This is a genomic window from Nocardia camponoti (assembly GCF_014646135.1).
Taxonomy (GTDB): domain Bacteria; phylum Actinomycetota; class Actinomycetes; order Mycobacteriales; family Mycobacteriaceae; genus Nocardia; species Nocardia camponoti.
In genome coordinates this window covers 732186-754042 of sequence record NZ_BMMW01000001.1, presented here as the reverse complement: position 1 = coordinate 754042, position 21857 = coordinate 732186, and the positions used below count along the sequence as shown (strand labels likewise).

Genomic DNA, 21857 nt, shown 5'->3' with positions numbered 1-21857 from the left:
TTGCCAGGGGCGGGGTTCAGCCGACGGGGGCGTCTTCGGGTGCGAACCCGCGTGCCAACGCGGCGAGCGCTTGGTCGAGGTAGATGGTGAGGTCGGCGTCGCCCCGAGACAGCCACGCGTCGAAAGCCGCGCGCGCGGCGGCGAGGGTGGTGCGTCCGACGGCGAGGGGGAGCAGGTCGTCGGGGCTGGCGCCGAGGCGTGATGCCGCGAATTCGCCGACGGCGCGCTCCCACGCGTCATAGTGCGCCCCCGCGCCCGCCGCGAGCGCGGGCACCGACGACAGGAGCTGCATCCGATTGCGCAGCTCAGGCACGTCTTCGGCGCGATAGTGGTTGGCTTCCACCACGATTCGACGCACCGCCGACATCATCGGTTCATCCGCCGGCACGGCGGCGAACGCTTCGCGTAGTCGCTTCACCTCGTAGTCGAATTGGGCCCACAACACCTCGACCTTGCTGGGAAAATAGCGAAAAAAGGTGCGTTCGCTGACCCCTGCCTCGCTCGCGATGCGTTCGACGGTCGTTTCGTCGAAGCCGTGTTCGGCGAAGAGGTCGAGGGCGATCTCTTCCAGTGCGCGCCGGGTGGTGCGCGGTGGGCGGCCGCGAGTGGGACGGGCAGACATAGGGATCAGGATATTCCGTCGATGCCCTATTGATTATGTCAGTGACTGACGTTAATGTTGGCGCATGGAAGTGGCCCAGCTCACATCGCCTGCGGTTGCCGCGCTGAATTCCGGTGTCATCCTGGCCATTCCGCTGGGGGCCACCGAGCAGCACGGCCCGCATTTGCCGCTGTCTACCGACCTAGACATCGCGGTCGCCCTGTGCGCGCGCCTCGCCGCCGCGCGTGGCGATGTGGTTGTCGCGCCAGGCGTGCCCTACGGCGCTAGCGGCGAGCACGCTGGCTTCGCTGGCACGTTGTCGATTGGGCAGTCCGCGCTTGAGCTGCTTGTTGTCGAGCTGTGCCGGTCGGCCACCGCCAGTTTTTCGCGGATCGTGCTGGTCAACGCGCATGGCGGCAATGTCGAAGCGCTGCGTCGCGCGGTCGCGTTGTTGCGTAGCGAGTCGCGTGATGTGCAGATGGTCTGGCCGGATTTCGGTGCGGGCGATGCGCATGCTGGCCGCACCGAAACGTCAATCCAGTTGCAGCTCAACGGACTTCGCGTCCGACTTGGCGAGGCAGCGCCGGGCAATACCCGGCCGCTCGCGGAGTTGCTGCCCGAACTGCGCGCTTCCGGTGTCGCTGGTGTGAGCGCGAATGGCGTTCTCGGCGACCCAACCGGTGCCACCGCCGCCGAAGGCGCGCGCCTACTAGACCACGCGGTCACCGCGTTACTCACCACGCTGGGCCGCTGGTGGCCCCTTGTCGAGGAAGGACCTCAAGGATGAACCCCTGGTTCGAAACCGTCGCCGAAGCGCAGCGTCGCGCGCGCAAACGGCTGCCGAAGTCGGTGTACGGCGCGCTCATTGCCGGCTCGGAGCGTGGGCAGACGATCGAGGACAATCAAACCGCGTTCAGCGAGCTGGGGTTCGCACCGCATTGCGCTGGTCCCATCGGTGAGCGCTCGCAGGCCACAACTGTTCTCGGACAACAGGTTTCGATGCCGGTGCTCATTTCGCCCACGGGCGTGCAAGCGGTGCACCCCGACGGGGAGGTTGCGGTTGCGCGCGCTGCCGCCGCCCGTGGCATTGCGATGGGACTCAGTTCATTTGCGAGCAAGCCCATTGAAGAGGTCATCGCGGCCAACCCGTCCACGTTGTTCCAGCTCTACTGGTGTGGGTCGAAAGATCAGATTCTCGAACGCATGAGTCGCGCGAAAAGTGCTGGGGCCGTCGGCCTTATCCTCACTCTCGATTGGTCTTTCTCGCATGGACGCGACTGGGGGAGCCCGGTGATCCCCGAGTCATTGGACTTCCGCACCATGCTGCGCTTCGCCCCGCAAACCCTCGCGCGGCCGCGCTGGCTTGCTACGTACCTGCGCTCCGGCAGCATTCCCGACCTCACCGCCCCCAACATGCGCCTCGGTGAAGCACCCGCGCCCGGGTTCTTCGGTGCCTATGGCGAATGGATGGGCACGCCGGCACCCGATTGGGACGATGTCGCGTGGATTTGCGCGAACTGGGACGGCCCGGTGCTGCTCAAAGGTGTGATGCGGGTCGACGACGCCCTACGCGCGGTCGACGCGGGCGTCGCGGGCATCTCGGTGTCTAACCACGGTGGCAACAACCTCGACGGCACCCCCGCGGCTATCCGTGCGCTCCCGGTTGTCGCGGACGCGGTCGGCGACCAGATTGAAGTGCTCCTCGACGGCGGTATTCGCCGAGGCAGCGACGTGGTGAAGGCCGTTGCTCTGGGCGCGCGCGCGGTCCTCATCGGCCGCGCCTACCTGTGGGGTCTCGCCGCGAACGGTCAAGCGGGCGTGGAGAACGTCCTCGACATCCTGCGCGGCGGAATCGACTCGGCCCTACTTGGCCTACGCAAGACCGCGATCACGGACTTGGACCGCGACGACGTCATCATCCCCGCCGGTTTCGAACGTGCACTTGGTTTGTCGGCAGGAGTCCCCAGCCCTCAATTAGCCGAGCGATGATGGTCGACTAGCACGTCGTAAATGTCTGCGAGAGCGAGCAATTGGTTGCGGTCGAGCACGTCGATCATGTGTTTGCGCACGCTGCTCACATGAGCGGGGGCGGCGGTCGTCAGTAACTGTGCGCCCACGCTCGTCAGGCGGGCCACCGTGCGACGAGCGTCGTGCGGCATGGTCTCGCGGCTCACCAGGCCCCGCTTTTGCATGCGGGTGATCTGGTGAGACAACCGGCTTTGCGACCACTCAAGCGCGGTCGCTAGCTCGGCGAACGTAAGGCGCTGTCCAGGCGCATCAGCGAGGAAGGTCAGGACGGAGTACTCAACATGACTGAGATTGGCCACGCGGCCGGCGTCGCGACCGATCGCGGCGGCGATCACGTCACGGGTGCGCACGTAGCCGAGCCAGGCGCGCATTTCGACTTCGTCGAGCCATTGTGGATCGTTCACAATCGAGCTCCAGATTCTCCGGTGCAGGCGTCGGGTCGAGCGGTGCACGCCCACCACCGCCCAGGAGATGGGTAGCACCGTTTGGGTTGAACGTGCAACCTCGACAATGGTTTGGGTCACCGTAGCCCCGGTCAGCGCAGGGGAGATAGGGTTGCCTAACCATCGCGACCCTCGGCTGTCGCACTAGGCTTCCAGTTGTTTTGCCCACCTGCCTTGAAGGAGTCTGATCCGTGACCGCGGCTGAGACGTTCCGCTATTCCGATCTGCTGCCCATTGGCGCGGACGACACGCCGTACCGGCTGCTGACCACCGAAGGCGTCAGCACGTTTGAACACAACGGCCGCACCTTCTTGCAGGTCGACCCGGAGGCACTTCGCCTGCTCACCGAGACGGCGATCCACGACATCAGTCACTACCTGCGCCCCGCGCACCTGCGGCAGCTGCGCAAGATCATCGACGACCCGGAGTCTTCGGGCAACGACCGCTTCGTCGCGCTCGACTTGCTCAAGAACCTCAACATCTCCGCCGGTGGCGTGCTGCCGATGTGCCAGGACACCGGCACCGCGATCGTGATGGGCAAAAAGTCCGAGGGCGTACTCACCGGCGTCGACGACGCCGAATGGCTCAGCCGCGGCATCTTCGACGCCTACACCAAGCTCAATCTGCGCTACAGCCAGCTCGCCCCCATCACCATGTGGGAAGAAAAGAACACCGGCTCCAACCTGCCCGCGCAGATCGAGCTGTATTCCACCGAGGGCGACGCCGACAACCCGGTCTACAAGTTCCTCTTCATGGCTAAGGGCGGCGGCAGCGCCAACAAGTCGTTCCTGTACCAGGAGACCAAGGCCGTCCTGAACCCCGAGCGCATGCTCGAATTCCTCGACGAGAAGATCCGCTCGCTCGGCACCGCGGCCTGCCCGCCGTACCACCTCGCGGTCGTTATCGGCGGCACCAGCGCCGAATTCGCTTTGAAGACAGCGAAATACGCGTCGGCGCACTACCTCGACAACCTGCCGACCGAGGGTTCGATCACCGGTCACGCCTTCCGCGACCTTGAGCTTGAGGAAGAAGTTTTCCAGCTCACCCGCGAATTCGGCATCGGCGCGCAGTTCGGTGGCAAGTACTTCTGCCACGACGTGCGCGTTGTCCGCCTGCCGCGTCACGGTGCGTCGTGCCCGGTCGCCATCGCGGTTTCCTGCTCGGCCGACCGCCAGGCGCTCGCGAAGATCACCAAGGACGGCATCTTCCTCGAACAGCTGGAAACCGAACCGGCGCAATACCTTCCAGAGCAGACTGACGAAATCCTCGGCGGCGACGTCGTCAAGATCGACCTCAACCGGCCGATGGACGAGATTCGCGCCGAACTGTCGAAATACCCGGTGAAGACGCGACTTTCGCTCACCGGCCCGCTGGTCGTCGCCCGCGATATCGCCCACGCCAAGATCAAGGACCTCCTCGACGCTGGCCAGCCGATGCCGCAGTACCTCAAGGACATGGCCGTCTACTACGCCGGTCCGGCCAAGACCCCCGAGGGCTACGCGTCGGGTTCGTTCGGCCCGACGACGGCCGGTCGCATGGACTCCTACGTCGACCAGTTCCAGGCGGCGGGCGGTTCGATGATCATGCTCGCCAAGGGCAACCGCAGCGCCCAGGTCACCAAGGCGTGCAACGAGCACGGCGGTTTCTACCTTGGCTCGATCGGCGGCCCTGCCGCGCGTCTCGCGCTCGACTGCATCAAGAACGTCGAGGTGCTCGAATACCCCGAGCTGGGCATGGAGGCGGTGTGGAAGATCGAGGTCGAAGATTTCCCCGCGTTCATTGTGGTCGATGACAAGGGCAACGACTTCTTCGCTGAGACGTCTAAGCCAATCGCCCTTCGGGTGCGCACACGTTCGAAAGAACGCGTCTAGCTGCTGAGCCCGCGACGGTAGGGTCGCGGGCATGGCACACGCATTGCCGCGCGGCAGAGCTGCCCGCAGCGCGAAGCTCGGCACGTTCGCCGCAGCCCAGGCGGCGCGCGAAATCGGGCGGCGGCTTTCCGTTGTTGGTCGCACCGAGGAAGCGCGTCGCGTGCTTGCTGAAGAGTCGTCGTTGCGCACCGCGCAGCAGTTGGTCGCGGTGCTGGGCGCGCTCAAGGGCTCGGCGATGAAGCTGGGCCAAATGGCGTCGGTGCTGGATTTGGACTTCGTTCCCGAATCTCATCGCGAACGGTTCCGCCAACAGTTCGCGACGCTGCGCGACAACGCGCCCGCAATCGACTTCAACCGCATCCGGCCCGTCATTGAGGCCGACTTAGGCCCGCTCGCAACAACTTTCGCCGAATTCGACCCGACGCCGACCGCCGCCGCTTCGATCGGTCAGGTGCACCGCGCGATATTGCATGACGGGCGCGTTGTCGCGGTGAAGGCGAAATATCCCGGCGTCGACGCGGCCGTTGCCGCCGACATCGACAATCTCGAATTTCTCGCCCGCATGGCCAAATCGGTGTTGCCGAGCATCGCCGACAGCGCGCTGTTGGGCGAGGTTGCCCGCAACCTGACCGCCGAACTCGACTATCTCCGCGAAGCCGAGATCCAGCATCGCATCGCGGCGCAGTACCGGGGCCACCCGTTCATCACCGTCCCCGACACGATTCTTTCGCTATGCGGGCCGAACGTGCTGGTCAGCGAGTTCGTCGACGCGCGGCCGTTCAACGATCTACGGACCATGCCGCCAGCGGACCGGGCGCATTACGGCGAACTCATCTACCGCTTCTACCTCAGCAGGATGTTTCAGGAACGCGAGTTCTGCGGCGACCCGCACCCGGGCAACATTCTGCTCACCCACGATGGGCGACTCGCCTTCCTCGACTTCGGGCTTTACCACGAGATGGACGCGACGCACGTCGAGTTCGAACGGTCCTGCATGATCGCCGCGATCGACGGCCGAGCGGACGACCTGTATGCGGCGTGGGTGGGTCGCGGCATCATCGACCCGACCTCGGCGGTCACGCCCGCTGAGACCCTTGAGTACGTGTGGGCCGTCGCTGGCTGGCATTTGCTTGACGAGGAAATCGAGGTCAGCCCGGCAACCGCGACGGCCGCGCTCTTGCTCGCCGCCGACCCGCGCTCCACGCGTTTCGACGCCGTGCACCGGCAACTATTGCCGCATGAGCACGTGTTTTCCCGTCGCGCCGACCTGTTCACTTTCGCGACGCTCGGTCAATTGAACGTGCGAACGAACTGGCACCGCATCGCCCGCGAATGGCTTTATGACGAAGCGCCGACGACACCCGTCGGACAGGCAATTGCCCGCTGGCGCACCCGTCTAGGTGACTAGACTCACTGCCATGAGCCACCCCGCGCCAGGGCGCATAGTCGGCCGTTTCCTCACGAGCACGGTCGCGGTCGCGGCCCTGCTCAGCGGCGTTGTCGGGATCGCGAATGCCGTCCCGCACGAGGTCGCCCAGTTCGCCGCCGGCACCGAGGGCCTCGACCCGGCGTTGGCCGCCGCGTATACGTTGGCCGAGCAGCAAGCACATGCCGAGGGCGTCGAATTGTCGATCACCTCGGGTTACCGCAGCCATGAGCAGCAGGAATGGTTGTGGCAGGACGGCCTGGCAACGTACGGCAGCCCCGACGAAGCCCGCCGCTGGGTACTCCCGCCCGCCGAGTCAACGCACGTGAGCGGCCGCGCGATCGACGTCGGCCCGCAGTACGGCGCGGCGTGGCTTGAGGCGAACGGCAACCGGTGGGGACTGTGCCGACCATTCGACAATGAGTATTGGCACTTTGAGCTGCAAACGTCGCCGGGCGGGGTGTGCCCGCCGCGCTTGCCGGATGCCAGCTTCCGCTAGTCCTGCCGTGTGCGCGCGCAGGTGAGCGCGCGCTCACGGGGATCAGATGCGGCCGATTTCCTTCAACACGCGACGCGACTGCGCGAACAGCATGCCGACGTTGACCGTCTTGCGACAGACCACGACAACAACGAGGTCGTCGCGGCTTTCCGCGCGCAAGAACAGGTGGGTCAGGTTGTTGGAGTTGACCAGGATTTCCTGGAAGTAGTGCTCGTCGGAGCGGATGCCGCGGCGTTCTTTCCAAATGTCTTCGATCATCACCACGTTGCGGCCCTGGAACAGGTCAAGGGTGGCGGCGGCGAGGAGGTCGAGCACTTCGGCCGGGTGGTTGTCGACGGTTTCGACCGACAGCAGCATGCCAGTCGACATGTCGATGATGCCGGTGGCGACGCAGTCGGGCACCTCGTTGCGCAGTGATTTGACCAGTCCGCCAAGGCGTTCCGTCATCGAAGCAGGGCCGGGGTTATTGGTATTCATGAGATCCTCTCGGTGCTCCGCGAGTACGGAGTGTCTGGCCCGTCCACGACGGTCGTGGGCGGTCGAGCCGCTTGGGGTGGGCGTGGGCGCAGCGTGTCATTGACGCCGCTAGCCCCGCGCTGGCGCTTAGGGAGCGCGGGATTGGTCGAGTTCGGGGCTTCGGCGGCGGCTGTTGGCGCGACGCGCAGGATGTCGTTCGCGAGCAGTCGCGCGACCTCCACCGTCACCGGGTAGAGGGGGCGGCCAAGCAGGAACGCGAGGTCGCGGCACGTGCGGTTACCGTCGGCGAGGGTGACGATCTCGTTAGTGCTTTCGTCCTGCAGGTGTAGTCCAAACAGGGTGGCGTACAACCTATTTCGATACGGCGAAAGGCCCACGCCCGCGAGCGCGGTCAATCGACGTTCGACTTCGGTTAGCACCCACTGGCCTTCATAGCCGTCTTCTGTGTCGATGCCGGTCGTGGTGTGCCAGTCGCACGTATCGATCCAGCCCGCGGCAATCGCGAAGATTCCGTCGACGGTCGCGGTCATCCGCAGCAATCGGGTGTGCGCCGCGCCGACGGGATGCTGACTTAGCGCGCCGAATCCTGGTGCGCCGCTGGTCTTTACGTCGACGATGCGACCTTGGCAGAACAGCACGTCGCCACCCGGGTCGCCACTGACGCGGAGCGTGCCCGACGAGCACTGCTTTTCCGCGTCAAGGATGGCGGTCTCAAGTGGTCGGGTTGGGTCCCGTGAAATTCGCGGATCCCGATCCCGACGCAGGCGGGCCAGCAACGGCAACACTCCAATTCCGGTGAGCAGACGCGACACCTTCACTGAACTGGGTTGAGATGAGTTACGGCGAACTCAGCGCATCCGCAGTCGCGCGGACGGAAACAGGGTGAAGAAGTGGTGCTGATGTGCTGGCGACGGGCATCGAAAAGTTCGTTCTCGCACGACAAATCCCCTGGTTGAGTGCAGTTTCGGCGCGCGGTTACCTGCGCGGTGAGCGCGGCGTGCCGATCATCGGCTGCTCGTCGCGTGAGCAAAATCCTGGCAGCACAAGGGTTTTCGAGCAACCGATTCCGCGAAATTCCTAGGTGCGTTACTTGGCGGTATTGCTCGCGGGTAGGAGCGATGCGTGGCAATTGCCTGGATAACGCTGGGGATCGCCCGTTGTTGATATGTCAAGCGAGGTTGACCATGAGCATTCCTCACGACGCGCGAAACCTAAGCGAGGGCAACAGCTTTCGGATGTTTTCCGTGCGGCTTTTCGCCGCGCGCCCTGTCCGGCTACCTCTGCGTCGCCGGGTTAGCTTCCTTGATGCTGGTGTGGCTCGATGACCGACGCGTATGACTGGTTGACCGGTTCGCGGGCTGAGGGAGCGGACTCGACCGATATGTCCTCGGTAGCGCGAGGTTGGTGCATGTCCTTGCGTCGGACGCTCGGTAGGAGGTAGCGCTCCGGGCGCCTGGGCCCGTCGATATCACCCAGGTCTTGGGCGAAGATCAAAATGGCGAGGCACATGGCGGTCATCGCTCCGAGGAAAGTGCTCACTAACCACGCTGCCAACAACCATCGTGCGCGCGGATATACGCCAGTATCGCGGTCGATAATCACTAGCCCGAAGATCGCTTTTCCCATTGTGGTGTGCGTGGCTGCCTGAATGATGACGCGGTCGAAGAAAGAGACGGCGAGAAAGAGCCCGACGACTGCGAGCGCGTTGATGTGGAGGTGCGTGAAATCGTGTGGCGGAAACGAAGCTTCGCCAACGACATACGCGATCGCGAAGGCGATTCCACCATGCAGCAGGATATCCACGGCGAATGCCAGTGACCGGCGGAGGCGACGGGATGATGGGAATCGGGTGTCGTCTAAACCGCCGTATAGGACTGGTTCCGGTTTCGGTTCAGGTGTCGGGGGAGCGGGTTTCACCCAGCGCTCTCGGTCGGGCTGTTCAATAAAGGTGAATCCTTCTTTGCGATACGACCCGTCGGGATTAACTCGCGCGCGACCGAAGGGCGGCGGCGTGTACCACAGCGACCGGTATGCAAGCACCGTTCGACGACCACCCGGCATGGCGATGAGCCCGCATTTATCGGGTCGCCCGGCGAACCAGACAACGGTGTCGTCGTCGGTAAAGGTGCGCCTCATCCACCGCCGAAGGATCAACTCACCGGCAACAGTGCCGTCGGCCCGAAAGAGCCGAACCCATTCCTGAATCCGATCACGGTGGTGCTCAATAGTCATGATTTCCCACCGCTTCCGCGACGCGATAAGGCGACGGAAGGAGGTTCGCGTCATGACGAACCCGGTAATCAGGAGGGGGAAGAAGAGGAAGAAGCATGACAAAGCGACAGCATCGGCTGTGTCGTAGTTCGGATCCCGTTTTGGAACGCTGGTGCAGTAACTGAACACTGGCACACAAGCGACCGCACTCGCCATCACGACCAGCGACCGCACGGTCGTCCAAACCAAATTCCACAGCGTTCGCGGCGTGAAGCAAGCGCGCGGAAGACGCAAATTGGTGGCGTCAGTCATCGCCACCACCGAACGCGATGAGCGAAAGCAAGCACGACGGAAATTGCGGGTCGTCGAAACCGCCGAACAACGGCGTGGCACCGTTAGTGCCCCGTGGCGGTTGGTTGTCGGTCACTGTTATTTCCCCCCTAACTAGGCTCAGCGCTGCTGAGCGCTAACGCGCCATCCAGCCCGGCGTCGTCCGCATCGCCGCCGCTCCCACCGGCGGTCAATGCATGCCAAGCATTGGTCTGGCAGCTTACCTAACGCGGCGAGCAGCCGCTTCCCCAGATAACGACAACGCGCGCGGTTCGCGAACCGGCACGCGTGCGCGCGAAGGGGGCGCCGCCGGGCAACGGCGGCGCCGCCAGCTCACCCCACACTCAACCCCTTCAACTGCTCAAGGAAGCGCTGGGTGCGGGGGTCGCCCGGGTAGCGCTCGATTAGCTCCCGTGCCGCCTCGCCCGCGATCCATGCCAAGGACGGCAACGACTTTCGGCCGGAGTCGAACGCCGACAAGCCCTCCTCTACTGCCCGTTCCAAATCGCGGTCGCGTACTGCCACCACGGCCAACGTCAAGCGTGCTTCCGAAACTCGCATCGGGTTGCGGATTGAGCCGTCCGGGCGGGTGGAATCCCTAATCACTTGCTGCGCATAGCGTTCGGCCATGCGGTCCTGGCCGGATACCCGGCAGCAGTCCATCGCGTAGAAGTCGAATTTCGTTGAGTCGACGACGAAGTGGTTGTCCAAGTCGGCGGGGTGGCCCATGCGCGACAGGATCGCGCGACCGTCGTCCAACGCGGCGGCCACCGCGCGCCGATCGCCAAGGCGCGCCCAGGCTTTCGCGCGTTGCGCGGCCAACTGCACGCCAACGCTGACCTTCGACGTGCCCGCCTTCGCCTGCTCGGACACCTCGATCGCGCCGCGAAAGTTGCCCTGCGTCAACGCGAACCACGCCGACATCTCCGCCGCCCACCCCACAATCTCGGGGTTCCCCGCTTCGCGCCCAAGCGAATCAGCCGCTCGCCGCGTGGCTTCGGCGGCCGCGCGCCGCCCAAGATCGTATTCAACGCAACCGACCAGCAACGCGACCCATCCTGCGAGAACGAGGATTTCGCGATGCTGCCCCAAACTCAGTCGACCGTCGAGCAAAGAGGTGATGCGACGCAACCATGCGGTGCCGTCGGCGTGTAGGAGGTGGGGGTCGGCGTAGGCGTATTCGCAGCAGAGTCGTTGGGCGGTAATGCGGACAGCGTCGAGGGTGGCGTTGTTGACATCTGACATCCGAAGGCGGCCAATGAATTCCAATGTGTCCATACCGGTCGCCGATAACAGCTCGTCATCGCGGTTAGGACGGGACTTGGGAAAGAATGCGGCAGTGACGGTTTCGAACGCGGCCGCGATGATCGGCGCGTAAAACTCGTCAGGGCGCGATTCGCCCGATTCCCAGCGGCGCCAATTGCGCAGCAGCGTACTGTCAGTGGGCAGATTCTGGGACGACTTGGCACGCATCGCACGGACGGCGTCAGCTTGCGACCACCCCCTCGCATCACGTTCCGAGCGCATCCGGACAGCCCATACGGGTCGATCATCAGTTGCGGTCACGGCGGTAGTATCCCACCAGTTAACGTTTGGCGTACGGCAGTTACCATTCGGGCTCACGAAGAGGGCACGTAGATGTCATCTAGTTGACATCTGCTGCCAGCAGCCACAAATGCGCACACTGGAAGAGATCGCATCAACAGGCAGTCCCCAATCCAACGGAGGTTCGGGTGCAAGCGTTGATTTATGGATATCTACGTGACGATCTGGCCGACGGTCACGGTGACGAATTGGAGGATGCGCTACGCACTCTCGCGCACACCGCGGGGTTGTGTTTCGCCGCTACCTTCCACGAGTCAACCGCGGGCGACGGGGCCGCGTTCGCTGAGCTCACTCAAGAACTCAAGCGTGCCGACGCGCACCATGTTGTTGTGCCTTCACTCGATCACCTTGCTGGTCAAACCATTCCGCGCGACCTGCTGATCGCCAAATTGGCGCACGAGGCATCGGCTCAGGTGTTGACCCTGGACCATTAGCCACGGGCTTCGTCGCCGCAGCAACACGGTGGCCTGGGTGGCCGCGATTCCCACAAGCAGGCATGCGATAAGCGCGGCGCGCTGGTGCTCGCCGAAGAGCGGATACACCTGCCAATGCAGCAAATACACATACATCGAACTATCGGCAACGGCTACCGCGACAAGGGCGAGCACACCGGGCACCCGCAGTGCGGGCAACCACACCAGCAGCAGCAAACCAACCATCACCATGCGTTCGCGGTCGGTGACCCCGAAATAGCCGGGCACACTCGCCAACACCACCGCGCTCACCAACAGCCGCTGCCACAGGTTTGTCGCTTTCGCACCCGCCCACCCGAGCGCGAAAAACCACGCGGCCATAGGCGAGAACGTGGCCTGCTTGCCGGGGTACATGTCGAAGGTTTCCCAGCGCAGCGCGAGCGTAAACACCAAAACGGTGAACGCGATGCCGAAGGGCGCACGCCGCTCCCACCGCGCGACCATCGGGATGCGCAGCAGCAACGCGGCACCGAGGATGAAGTACACGAGTACTTCCAAAAACCACAGGTGACCCGCGGTGTCGTTGTTGGGGCCGAGGATCTTGTTGAGCAACAGCAGGTTTTGCCAGCTGTAGTAGTCGGGTTGCCACGCCATCACGATCGCCACCCACGCCACGGTCGGCACCGCGATCGCCGCCACGGCTGTCAACGTCGCTCGCAGCCGTCGCGCGGGAGGCGCGTCCATCACCGCGAACCGCGCGAAGTTGTACCCGGCCACCGCGAGAAGAACGTGCGCGGAACCCCACAGCTCCCACAGTTGAATGTGTGAGCCGACGATGAGCACGATGCCGATCGCCCGCAACGCGGTTGACGTGTCGAGGGCGCGACCGAACATCGACCGGCTGCGCGGACTCTGTTGCAGCTGTCGCACCGACAATTGCGGCCAGTCGGTGGGGAGACGCCCAATGACCCGTTCGAGCCGAGCGGCCGTGGTCACGTAGGTGAGGGAAGTGCCGCCAAGATCAACGAAACTCGCCTCGCCTGACACTCGTGCGAGCGAAAGGCCAAGGGCCTCAGCATAAATTGCGCGAATCCGTTCGCCAGCGTCGAGGTCGGCGGCGTCGCGGTCGATGTCTTGGGCAACGACAAGCGACCGTACGGCGGGATAGTCGACCTTGCCATTGGCGGCGCGGGGGAGTTCGTCCACCGCGATCGCGGCAAGCGACGTGCGTGGCAGACCAGAAGCGCGAGCCAACGCGTCAACAACCTCGCCGGGACGACCAACGATCGCGGCAACCAGTCGCCCGTCGTCCTCAGCGCACGCGGCCGGATAACCGGCGGCCGCCAACTCCGACTCGACGTGCGCCAGATCAATCCGCAACCCCAGGATTTTCGCGAACTGGCTGCGTCGCCCAACCACCTGCATCAGCCCGTCGGATGTCAGCCGGCCAAGATCACCCGTGCGCAACGACGTCACCGTGCGGCCCAACGCCAAATCTGTTGGGGCGCAAGCATATCCGAGCATCACATTCGGACCGTGGTACACCAGCTCGTCGCCACCATCGACCGGTTCCAGGGTGAAGCGCCCGCCCGGCACCGCGACGCCGATGCAGTCCGGATGCGACGACGCCAATTCCGGCGGGAGATAAGCCATCCGAGCCGTCGCCTCGGTCTGGCCGTACATCACGAAGAATTGCCAACCAGCCCGCGCGCCCAGTTCGGCGAACTCCCGAACCCGCTCCGGCGCGAGTCGACCACCAGCTTGGGTGACGTACCGCAGTCGCGGCAACGACATCGCGGCGAAGTCGACGCGGTCCAACAGCTCAATCGTGTACGGAACGGTGGCGAACGAAGTGGCCGCACAAGAAGCGAATTCGCGCCAAAACTCCGGCTCAGTCACCGATCGTTCGGTAAGCAACAGACTCGCGCCGCGCAGCAAATGGCTATGCACGACCGACAACCCGTAGCAGTAGAACAACGGCAGGGTCGTTGCCGCGCGATCGTCGGCGGTCAACGACAAATACTCGGCGATCGACTCCGCGTTCGCGACGAGATTGCCGTGCGAAAGGCGAACCAACTTGGGCGACCCGGTCGACCCAGAAGTGCTCAGCAACAGCGCGAGCTCGGGATGTAAATCGTGCTTCGCATCCGGTCGCGCGAAAACAACGCGCCCGAATTCGACAATCACGTCCGGGTCGTAGGTGGCACGCACGTCACCGGACAGGTCGCCGGTCAGCAACACAACGCACCCCGCGCGCAGCGCACCAAGATAGGCAACGAGTGAATCGACGTCATTGCGCGCGACCACCGCGACCAGCCGACGCACGTCGCCGAGCTGCGCGGCGAAGCCGTCGACCCGCTCGGCTAGCTGCGCATAGGTGATGTCGCCATCGCCGGGCGTGACCACCGCGACCCGGTCGCCAAACCCACGCAGGTCATCGACGATCGAGTTGCTCGGCACCCCGGAAGTCTAAGCCAAGGCTTGCCTAAAGTCCGAAGCTGCCCGGCCCGCGCCGACGCAAGTACTTCTCGAACTCGGCCGCGATCGCGTCACCGTCGATCTTCGACATCGTCTCGTTGAGGTCCAACGCCGCGTCGCCGCGCTCCTCAAGTGAACGCACGTACTCGCTGATCTCCTCGTCGCCGAGCGTCATCTCGTTCACGGCCGCTTCCCATTCCTCGGCCTGATTGGGCAGCTCACCGAGCGGAACCTCGATGTCGAGTACCTCTTCAACGCGATGCAACAGCGCGATCGTCGCCTTGGGATTCGGCGGCTGCGACACGTAATGCGGCACGGCGGCCCAGAACGAAACGGCAGGCACGCCCGCGCGCACGCACTGATCTTGCAGCACGCCGGTGATCCCGGTTGGGCCTTCGTAACGGGTCTGTTCCAGTGCGAAACGCTCAGCGGCTTCGGGACTGTACGCCGAGCCGGTGACCGGAACCGGGCGCGTGTGCGGGGTGTCGGCAAGCAGCGCGCCGAGAATCACGACGGTCTGCACGCCAAGCTGTTCGATGAACTCAAGCAGGTCCGAGCAGAAACTCCGCCAGCGCATATTCGGCTCGATGCCACGCAGCAGCACGACGTCGCGGTCGCTTCCGGGCGGCGAGCACACCGACAACATCGTCGACGGCCACTGAATCTCGCGCGTGACACCATCGACCTGACGAACCGTCGGCCGGTTGACCTGATAGTCGTAATAGTCTTCGGAATCGAGTTCGGCCAGCGGTTCGGCGTCCCAGATCAACTCCAAATGTTCCACCGCGCCACTGGCGGCGTCACCGGCGTCATTCCAGCCTTCGAAGGCCGCGACCAGCACCGGATCACGCAACGTTGGCAGCGCGGTCTCCGGGATCTCGGGGTTTTCACTGGCGTCCACTCGGTCAGCCTAGTGTCTGGCGCAACTTTGTTTGTGGCGACTCTCTTGTGGTCGAGGCCACTCGAATCACCCACAGTGGTCCAAGACGTCGCACTCGACCACTAGTCTTGAAACCATGTCTGCGTCATCACCCACGGGTCCCACCGGGTTCGACACCACGCTGCTCGACACAATGCGACGGCGCGTTGTTATTGGCGACGGTGCGATGGGCACGATGTTGCAGGCAGCCGATCTCACGCTCGACGATTTCCGCGGCCTCGAAGGCTGTAACGAGATTCTCAACGACACTCGCCCCGACGTGCTCACCGCGATCCACCGCGCTTACTTCGAAGCTGGCGCCGACGCCGTCGAAACCAACACCTTCGGCTGCAACCTGCCTAACCTCGCCGATTACGACATCGCCGACCGCATCCGCGACCTGTCCGAGCGTGGCACCCGCATCGCGCGCGACGTCGCCGACGAGATGGGCCCGTCGGCCGACGGCACCCCGCGCTACGTGCTCGGTTCGATGGGCCCAGGCACCAAACTGCCGACCCTCGGTCACGCGCCGTTCGCCTCACTGCGCGACGCCTACACCGAATCGGCGCTCGGCATGCTCGACGGTGGCGCCGACGCGATCCTCATCGAAACCTGCCAGGACCTGCTGCAAGTCAAGGCCGCGATCACCGGCAGCAAGCGCGCGATGGAACTCGCGGGCCGTCGAATTCCGATCATCACCCACGTCACCGTCGAGACCACCGGCACGATGCTCGTCGGCAGCGAGATCGGCGCGGCGCTTACCGCGCTTGAGCCGCTTGGCATCGACATGATCGGCCTCAACTGCGCGACCGGCCCCGACGAGATGAGCGAGCACCTGCGGCATTTGTCGCGGCACGCGCGCATCCCGGTGTCGGTGATGCCGAACGCGGGCCTGCCCGTGCTTGGTGCCAACGGCGCGGAATACCCCTTGACGCCTGCGGAACTCGCGGTCGCGATGAGCGGGTTCGTCAATGAATTCGGTCTTGCGATGGTCGGCGGCTGCTGTGGCACGACGCCCGAGCACATCCGTCAGGTCGCTGAAGCGGTGCGCGAGACCGAAAAGTCGTTGCCGCCCATCGCTGACCGGCGCAACCCGGAACATGAGCCCGCGGTGTCGAGCATGTACACGGCGGTGCCGTTCGAGCAGGACGCGTCGATCATGATGATCGGCGAGCGCACAAATGCCAACGGCTCCAAGGCATTCCGTGACGCGATGCTCGCCGAAGATTGGCAGCGCTGCCTGGAAATCGCCAAGGACCAGACCCGCGACGGCGCGCACATGCTCGACCTGTGCGTCGACTACGTTGGCCGCGACGGCGCGGTCGACATGAACGAACTCGCCTCGCGTCTCGCGACGGCGTCGACGTTGCCGATCATGCTCGACTCCACCGAACCGCCGGTGCTGGAAGCGGGTTTGCAGCACCTGGGCGGTCGCTGCGCGGTGAACTCGGTGAACTACGAAGATGGCGCTGGCCCGGATTCGCGGTTCCAGCAGATCATGCGCCTGGTTTCCGAACACGGTGCCGCCGTCGTCGCGTTGACGATCGACGAGGAAGGTCAGGCGCGCACCGCCGAACACAAGGTCGCGATCGCCGAGCGTCTCATCGAGGACATCACGACGAACTGGGGTCTCGACGAGTCCGACATCATCGTCGACACGCTCACCTTCACCCTTGGCACCGGCCAGGAAGAGTCGCGCAAGGACGGCGAGGAAACCATCAAGGCCATTCGCGAGCTGAAGCGTCGGCACCCGAATGTGCAAACGACACTTGGTCTTTCGAACATCTCCTTCGGTTTGAACCCGGCAGCGCGCCAGGTGCTGAACTCGGTGTTCATGCACGAATGCGTTGAGGCTGGCCTGGATTCGGCGATCGTGCACGCGTCGAAGATCCTGCCGATGAGCCGGATTCCCGACGAGCATCGTCAGGTCGCGCTCGATCTGATTTACGACCGTCGCAGCGAGGACTACGACCCGCTGCAGAAGCTGATGGCGCTGTTCGAAGGCGTGTCGACCGCGTCGTCGAAGGCGTCGCGGCAGGAGGAAATGGCGGCGTTGCCGCTGTTCGAGCGCCTCGAACGTCGCATTGTCGACGGCGAACGCAACGGCCTCGGCGACGACCTCGACGAGGCGATGCAGACGGTGCCGCCGCTCAAGATCATCAACGAAACCTTGCTCTCGGGCATGAAAACCGTTGGCGAGCTGTTTGGTTCGGGCCAGATGCAGCTGCCGTTCGTTTTGCAGTCGGCTGAGGTGATGAAAGCCGCTGTCGCACACCTTGAACCGCACATGGAAGCCACCGACGACTCGGGCAAGGGCCGCATCGTGCTCGCCACCGTCAAGGGCGACGTGCACGACATCGGCAAGAACCTCGTCGACATCATCCTGTCCAATAACGGCTACGAGGTCGTGAACCTCGGCATCAAGCAGCCCATCGCGAGCATTCTCGATGCCGCCCAGGACAAGAAGGCCGACGTGATCGGCATGTCCGGGCTACTCGTGAAGTCGACGGTCGTGATGAAGGAAAATCTCGAAGAACTCAACAGCAAGGGTGTCGCCGAACAGTTCCCCGTGCTGCTCGGTGGTGCCGCGCTCACCCGCTCGTACGTCGAAAACGACCTCACCGCGGTCTATGACGGCGACGTGCACTACGCCCGCGACGCCTTCGAAGGCCTGCGGCTGATGGACGAGATCATGACCGTCAAGCGCGGTGGTGGCCTCGACCCGACCAGCCCCGAAGCGATTGCCGCCGCGAAGAAGGCCGCCGAGCGCAAGGAACGCCACGAGCGCTCCAAGCGCATCGCGGCTGAACGCAAGGCAGCCGAGGTGCCGATCGTGGTGCCTGAGCGCTCAGACGTTGCCGCTGATCTGCCGGTGCCGACGCCGCCGTTCTGGGGCACGCGTGTAGTGAAAGGTCTTCCGCTAGCGGAATATTCGGGTCTGCTCGATGAGCGCGCGCTGTTCCTTGGGCAGTGGGGTTTGCGTGGTCAGCGTGCGGGCGACGGGCCGACGTACGAGGACTTGGTCGAGACCGAGGGTCGGCCGCGGCTGCGCGCGTGGCTCGATCGCCTCGCCACCGAAGGGGTGTTGCAGCACGCTGCCGTGGTGTACGGGTACTTCCCGGCGGTCTCCGAAGGCGACGAGGTCATCGTGCTGACCGAGCCGAAACCTGATGCGCCAGAACGGTATCGGTTCACCTTCCCGCGGCAGCAGCGCGACCGATTCCTGTGCATCGCCGACTTCATTCGGTCGCGTGAGCAGGCAGTCGAAACCGGTCAGGTCGACGTGCTGCCGTTCCAGTTGGTCACGATGGGCCAGCCCATCGCCGACTTCGCCAACGAGCTTTTCGCGGGCGACAACTACCGCGATTACCTTGAGGTCCACGGCGTCGGCGTGCAGCTCACCGAGGCGCTCGCCGAGTACTGGCATCGCCGGGTGCGCGAGGAACTCACGCTCGACGGTCGCGCGGTCGCCGCCGACGATCCCGCCGACATCGCCGACTACTTCAAGCTCGGCTACCGAGGCGCTCGCTACTCGTTCGGCTACGGTGCGTGCCCCGACCTGGAAGACCGCGCGAAGCTCGTTGATTTGCTTGACGCTGGCCGCATTGGCGTCACGCTGTCCGAGGAGCTGCAACTGCACCCCGAACAGTCAACCGACGCCTTCGTTTTGCTGCATCCGGAAGCGAAATACTTCAACGCGTAAGCGTTTTCACCCCGATACACACCGCGTGATTGTGAGACTGCTCACGATCACGCGGTGTTGTGTCGGTATCGCGTGGGAGACGGTAGGGCGCGCACAGGTTCAGCACGTAGGATTTTCCAAAGTTTCATCCCGCTTTTAGCGCGGAGGGCGAGACGACTCAGCGGTAATGCAGGAGGGGAACACGCAATGACATCGGATCGGTTGATCGCGGGCCGCTATCGACTCACCGAACCGATCGGTACTGGCGCGATGGGGGTGGTCTGGCGGGCCACCGACGTGCGGTTGCGCCGCACGGTCGCGGTGAAGCAGGTGCTGCTCGCGCCCGGCCTCACTGGTACTCAAGCGCTGGAAGCCAAGCTGCGCGCGATGCGTGAAGGTCGCATTGCCGCGCGTTTGCATCACCCCAATGCCATCACCGTTTTCGACGTCGCCGAAGAAGACGGCCAGCCGTGGCTGGTCATGGAATACCTCAACGCACCCAGTCTCGCGGTGAAAATCGCGGGTGGACACCGACTTCCGCCCATTGAGGTGGCGGGTATCGGCGCGCAGGCGGCGGCGGCGTTGTCGGCGGCGCACAACGCGGGGATCATGCACCGCGACGTGAAACCGGCGAACCTCCTTGTCGCCGATGACGGCACGGTGAAACTCACCGACTTCGGCATCTCACACGCCACCGGCGACGTCACGGTGACGGCAACCGGGTTCCTCGCTGGCACGCCCGCCTACCTCGCGCCGGAGATCGCGCGCGGCGATAGCCCGAATGCCGCCGCCGACGTCTTCGCTCTCGGTTCGACGCTGTACGCGGCCGTGGAAGGGCAGCCGCCGTTCGGCGAAGGCGACAATCCGCTTGCCGTTTTGCACGCGGTCGCGCGGGGAAAGGTGCCCGAGCCCAAGCACGCTGGCCCGCTTGGCCCGGTACTGATGTGGTTGCTCACCGCCGACCCGGAAACGCGCCCGACGATGGCCGAGGCACGCCTGGCATTGGAAGATGTTGCGGCAGGACGTGTTCCGAAGCTGCCGACGCCCGCGACGATGATCATGCCGGTCAGCGAATCAGCGACCGAACTGATCGCGGTACCGAAGTCGAACGCGCGCACAGCCGCTGGCCGGTTGGGTGACAGTCTTAGTCGGCTTCGATCCGCCGCGTCGGCGATTTCGGGCGGGGGGAGTGCTGGCCCGCCGAGCGCGGCAGCACGCGCGTTAGCCGTGGGGGCGGCCGCGTCGGCGCGGGCGGCAGACGCATCGGCGAACGCGAACAACAGCGCGAATGTCGTTCCCGTGCACGATGATTCGGCAGCGGCCACGGACGGCGTCACTACCGCGCTCCCGCAACAGAATTCGCCGAATCCCAAAGCGGCGGGACGGGGCAACAATCGCGCCACCCTGTTGCTCGCGGCCGCTGTCGCCGCGTTCACCGTCGTGCTCGCGGTCCTCGTCGTGACCCGAGACCGGGATAAGTCGACCGACGAACAGGCGCTCGTGCCGTCGACCCCGATTACGGTCACGACGATGATCGACGGCGAGGTGAGCACTGTCGTGCTCGCGCCCGAACAGCAGACCGTCACCGTCCCGGTCACCGTGTCGGGCTCGCCAGCGCCTACCGGCACGGCACGACCGACCTCAAGCGCGGCCCCGACCACCTCGGGTAAGCCAACGTCGACCCCGAAGCCGACTAGCGCGACAACCACGATCACCACCACCGCGTTCGGCCCGCCCACTCCCGACCGCATTAGCCAGTTCATCAGCGGCTACTACTCGATGCTGCCCGGCAACATCGGCGGGGCGTGGGCGCAACTGTCGCCCGCCTACCAATCCCAGACTGGCGGTTTCAACCAGTACTCGGCATGGTGGTCGACGGTGCGCTCGGTGACTGTCGGATCGGTCACCCCAACCGGCCCCGACCGCGCGACCGTCACGCTCACCTACGCGCTCAGCAATGGCACGGTGACCTCGGAAAATCGCTGGATTCAAGTCACCGGCGACAGCGCCCACCTGCAAATCGCTGGCTCCGGCGTGTAATGCCAACCCGCTAGGGTGTCGGCGACTACCGGCCAGAGAGGTGAATGGGATGAGGGCACGGCCCGCCGCAGTGCTGTGGGACATGGACGGCACACTGCTCGACTCGGAGAAGCTGTGGGACGTCGGCGTCCGTGAGCTAGCGCTCGAACACGGCGTCGTCCTCACCGACGGGCTGCGCCACGCGCTCATCGGCGCGTCCGGACCCAACGCGCTGCGCATCCTCTTCGACGGCATCGGAGTCGAACTCACGCCCGAGGTGCTCGCCCATGCAGGCGAGTTTCTGGAAAACCGCATCACTGAGCTGATGCATGGCCCGATCCCGTGGCGACCGGGTGCCGCCGACGCGCTGGAGATGGTGCGCGCCGAGGGGTTGCGGTGCGCGCTGGTGACCAACACCAAGCGCTCGCTCGCCGAATACGGCCTCGACACCCTGGGTCGCCACTTCTTCGACGCGTCGGTGTGCGGTGACGAGGTGCCGCACGGCAAACCCGACCCGGCGGTCTACCTGCGCGCCGCCGAACTGCTCGGCGTTAAACCCGCCGAGTGCGTCGCCATAGAAGACTCACCAACAGGTGCCATCGCCGCGCAAGAGGCGGGGTGCGGGCTGATCGTCGTGCCCTGCGAGATCGCGGTTGACGCCGTGGCTGGTCGGGTATTCCGAGAGTCGTTGGTTGGGCTCGATATTGACGCGCTTTCGGACGCATTGGCCGCGCGGGTGTGATGGCACCGAGATTGGTAAGCCCCGCTCAGGCGCGCTAAAAGTGTTGGCGCACAACTGAATTCGCAATAGTGTGTGCGATTTGTGATCTGCCCGATTTAGCCAAACCCGGCGTG

Annotated in this window: 17 protein-coding genes; 8 read left to right on the top strand and 9 right to left on the bottom strand. The window is 64.6% G+C overall.

The window, feature by feature from the left end; all coding sequences use genetic code 11:
* Positions 1-16 precede the first annotated feature (16 nt).
* Positions 17-622, bottom strand: a complete 606-nt coding sequence (gene mftR / locus IEX78_RS03400) for a mycofactocin system transcriptional regulator MftR (protein WP_188827217.1) — start codon at positions 620-622, stop codon at positions 17-19.
* A gap of 64 nt (positions 623-686) precedes the next feature.
* On the opposite strand from mftR, the gene mftE reads away from it, so the two are divergent.
* Together mftE and mftD are read left to right on the top strand one after the other, a co-directional pair.
* Entirely contained in the window at positions 687-1388 is a 702-nt protein-coding gene (gene mftE, locus IEX78_RS03395) for a mycofactocin biosynthesis peptidyl-dipeptidase MftE (protein ID WP_188827216.1), read from the top strand.
* Entirely contained in the window at positions 1385-2590 is a 1206-nt protein-coding gene (gene mftD, locus IEX78_RS03390; RefSeq protein WP_188827215.1) for a pre-mycofactocin synthase MftD, read from the top strand. Before mftE ends, mftD begins: the two co-directional genes overlap by 4 nt.
* Here the strand turns inward: mftD and IEX78_RS03385 are convergent.
* The gene (locus tag IEX78_RS03385; protein ID WP_188827214.1) at positions 2572-3033 is read right to left on the bottom strand and encodes a MarR family winged helix-turn-helix transcriptional regulator; all 462 of its coding nucleotides are present in this window, start codon (positions 3031-3033) and stop codon (positions 2572-2574) included. The genes mftD and IEX78_RS03385 overlap by 19 nt on opposite strands.
* A gap of 230 nt (positions 3034-3263) precedes the next feature.
* On the opposite strand from IEX78_RS03385, the gene IEX78_RS03380 reads away from it, so the two are divergent.
* The 3 genes from IEX78_RS03380 to IEX78_RS03370 are packed head-to-tail and all read left to right on the top strand — an operon-like array spanning position 3264 to position 6868.
* Entirely contained in the window at positions 3264-4943 is a 1680-nt protein-coding gene (locus tag IEX78_RS03380; RefSeq protein ID WP_188827213.1) for a fumarate hydratase, read from the top strand.
* Between the two features lie 31 nt (positions 4944-4974).
* Positions 4975-6351: an ABC1 kinase family protein gene (locus tag IEX78_RS03375; protein ID WP_188827212.1), complete on the top strand. Its 1377-nt coding sequence runs from the start codon at positions 4975-4977 to the stop codon at positions 6349-6351.
* 10 nt (positions 6352-6361) lie between these two features.
* The gene (locus tag IEX78_RS03370) at positions 6362-6868 is read left to right on the top strand and encodes a M15 family metallopeptidase (protein WP_188827211.1); all 507 of its coding nucleotides are present in this window, start codon (positions 6362-6364) and stop codon (positions 6866-6868) included.
* Between the two features lie 42 nt (positions 6869-6910).
* Here the strand turns inward: IEX78_RS03370 and IEX78_RS03365 are convergent, their stop codons facing one another.
* The 7 genes from IEX78_RS03365 to IEX78_RS03340 all read right to left on the bottom strand — a co-directional run bounded on the left by IEX78_RS03365 (position 6911) and on the right by IEX78_RS03340 (position 15283).
* Positions 6911-7345, bottom strand: a complete 435-nt coding sequence (locus IEX78_RS03365; protein ID WP_188827210.1) for a hypothetical protein — start codon at positions 7343-7345, stop codon at positions 6911-6913.
* Positions 7342-8163: a hypothetical protein gene (locus tag IEX78_RS03360; protein WP_188827209.1), complete on the bottom strand. Its 822-nt coding sequence runs from the start codon at positions 8161-8163 to the stop codon at positions 7342-7344. Before IEX78_RS03360 ends, IEX78_RS03365 begins: the two co-directional genes overlap by 4 nt.
* 475 nt (positions 8164-8638) lie before the next feature.
* Positions 8639-9631: an RDD family protein gene (locus tag IEX78_RS03355; protein WP_188827208.1), complete on the bottom strand. Its 993-nt coding sequence runs from the start codon at positions 9629-9631 to the stop codon at positions 8639-8641.
* A 229-nt stretch (positions 9632-9860) separates the two neighbouring features.
* Positions 9861-9983: a hypothetical protein gene (locus IEX78_RS24490; protein WP_268240868.1), complete on the bottom strand. Its 123-nt coding sequence runs from the start codon at positions 9981-9983 to the stop codon at positions 9861-9863.
* Between the two features lie 236 nt (positions 9984-10219).
* Complete coding sequence (locus IEX78_RS03350) at positions 10220-11413, bottom strand: NsdA family TPR-like regulatory protein (RefSeq protein ID WP_505806204.1); 1194 nt, start codon at positions 11411-11413, stop codon at positions 10220-10222.
* Between the two features lie 413 nt (positions 11414-11826).
* On the bottom strand, positions 11827-14364 hold the full coding sequence (locus tag IEX78_RS03345; RefSeq protein WP_188827206.1) for an AMP-binding protein: 2538 nt from the start codon (positions 14362-14364) through the stop codon (positions 11827-11829).
* Positions 14365-14389: 25 nt separating this feature from the next.
* Complete coding sequence (locus tag IEX78_RS03340) at positions 14390-15283, bottom strand: PAC2 family protein (RefSeq protein WP_188827205.1); 894 nt, start codon at positions 15281-15283, stop codon at positions 14390-14392.
* Between the two features lie 115 nt (positions 15284-15398).
* On the opposite strand from IEX78_RS03340, the gene metH reads away from it, so the two are divergent.
* The 3 genes from metH (at position 15399) to IEX78_RS03325 (ending at position 21744) form a co-directional block, all read left to right on the top strand.
* Positions 15399-19004 (top strand): methionine synthase, encoded by a 3606-nt coding sequence (metH, locus tag IEX78_RS03335; RefSeq protein ID WP_188827204.1) that lies wholly within the window; start codon positions 15399-15401, stop codon positions 19002-19004.
* A gap of 186 nt (positions 19005-19190) precedes the next feature.
* Positions 19191-21023 carry a serine/threonine-protein kinase gene (locus IEX78_RS03330; protein ID WP_188827203.1) on the top strand — a complete coding sequence of 611 codons (1833 nt, stop codon included), beginning with the start codon at positions 19191-19193 and terminating at the stop codon, positions 21021-21023.
* 49 nt (positions 21024-21072) lie between these two features.
* Positions 21073-21744, top strand: coding sequence for an HAD family hydrolase (locus IEX78_RS03325; RefSeq protein ID WP_188827202.1), 672 nt, complete (start codon positions 21073-21075; stop codon positions 21742-21744).
* The last annotated feature ends 113 nt before the right edge of the window (positions 21745-21857 follow it).

What these genes read in the sequence shown, in the direction of transcription:
- IEX78_RS03370 (WP_188827211.1), top strand. Translation starts at nt 6,362, where the DNA reads ATGAGCCACCCCGCGCCAGGGCGCATAGTCGGCCGTTTCCTCACGAGC.
- metH (WP_188827204.1), top strand. Translation starts at nt 15,399, where the DNA reads ATGTCTGCGTCATCACCCACGGGTCCCACCGGGTTCGACACCACGCTG.
- IEX78_RS03325 (WP_188827202.1), top strand. Translation starts at nt 21,073, where the DNA reads ATGAGGGCACGGCCCGCCGCAGTGCTGTGGGACATGGACGGCACACTG.
- IEX78_RS03350 (WP_505806204.1), bottom strand. Translation starts at nt 11,413, where the DNA reads ATGCGCTCGGAACGTGATGCGAGGGGGTGGTCGCAAGCTGACGCCGTC.
- IEX78_RS03365 (WP_188827210.1), bottom strand. Translation starts at nt 7,345, where the DNA reads ATGAATACCAATAACCCCGGCCCTGCTTCGATGACGGAACGCCTTGGC.
- IEX78_RS03375 (WP_188827212.1), top strand. Translation starts at nt 4,975, where the DNA reads ATGGCACACGCATTGCCGCGCGGCAGAGCTGCCCGCAGCGCGAAGCTC.
- mftE (WP_188827216.1), top strand. Translation starts at nt 687, where the DNA reads ATGGAAGTGGCCCAGCTCACATCGCCTGCGGTTGCCGCGCTGAATTCC.
- mftR (WP_188827217.1), bottom strand. Translation starts at nt 622, where the DNA reads ATGTCTGCCCGTCCCACTCGCGGCCGCCCACCGCGCACCACCCGGCGC.
- IEX78_RS03330 (WP_188827203.1), top strand. Translation starts at nt 19,191, where the DNA reads ATGACATCGGATCGGTTGATCGCGGGCCGCTATCGACTCACCGAACCG.
- IEX78_RS03355 (WP_188827208.1), bottom strand. Translation starts at nt 9,631, where the DNA reads ATGACGCGAACCTCCTTCCGTCGCCTTATCGCGTCGCGGAAGCGGTGG.
- mftD (WP_188827215.1), top strand. Translation starts at nt 1,385, where the DNA reads ATGAACCCCTGGTTCGAAACCGTCGCCGAAGCGCAGCGTCGCGCGCGC.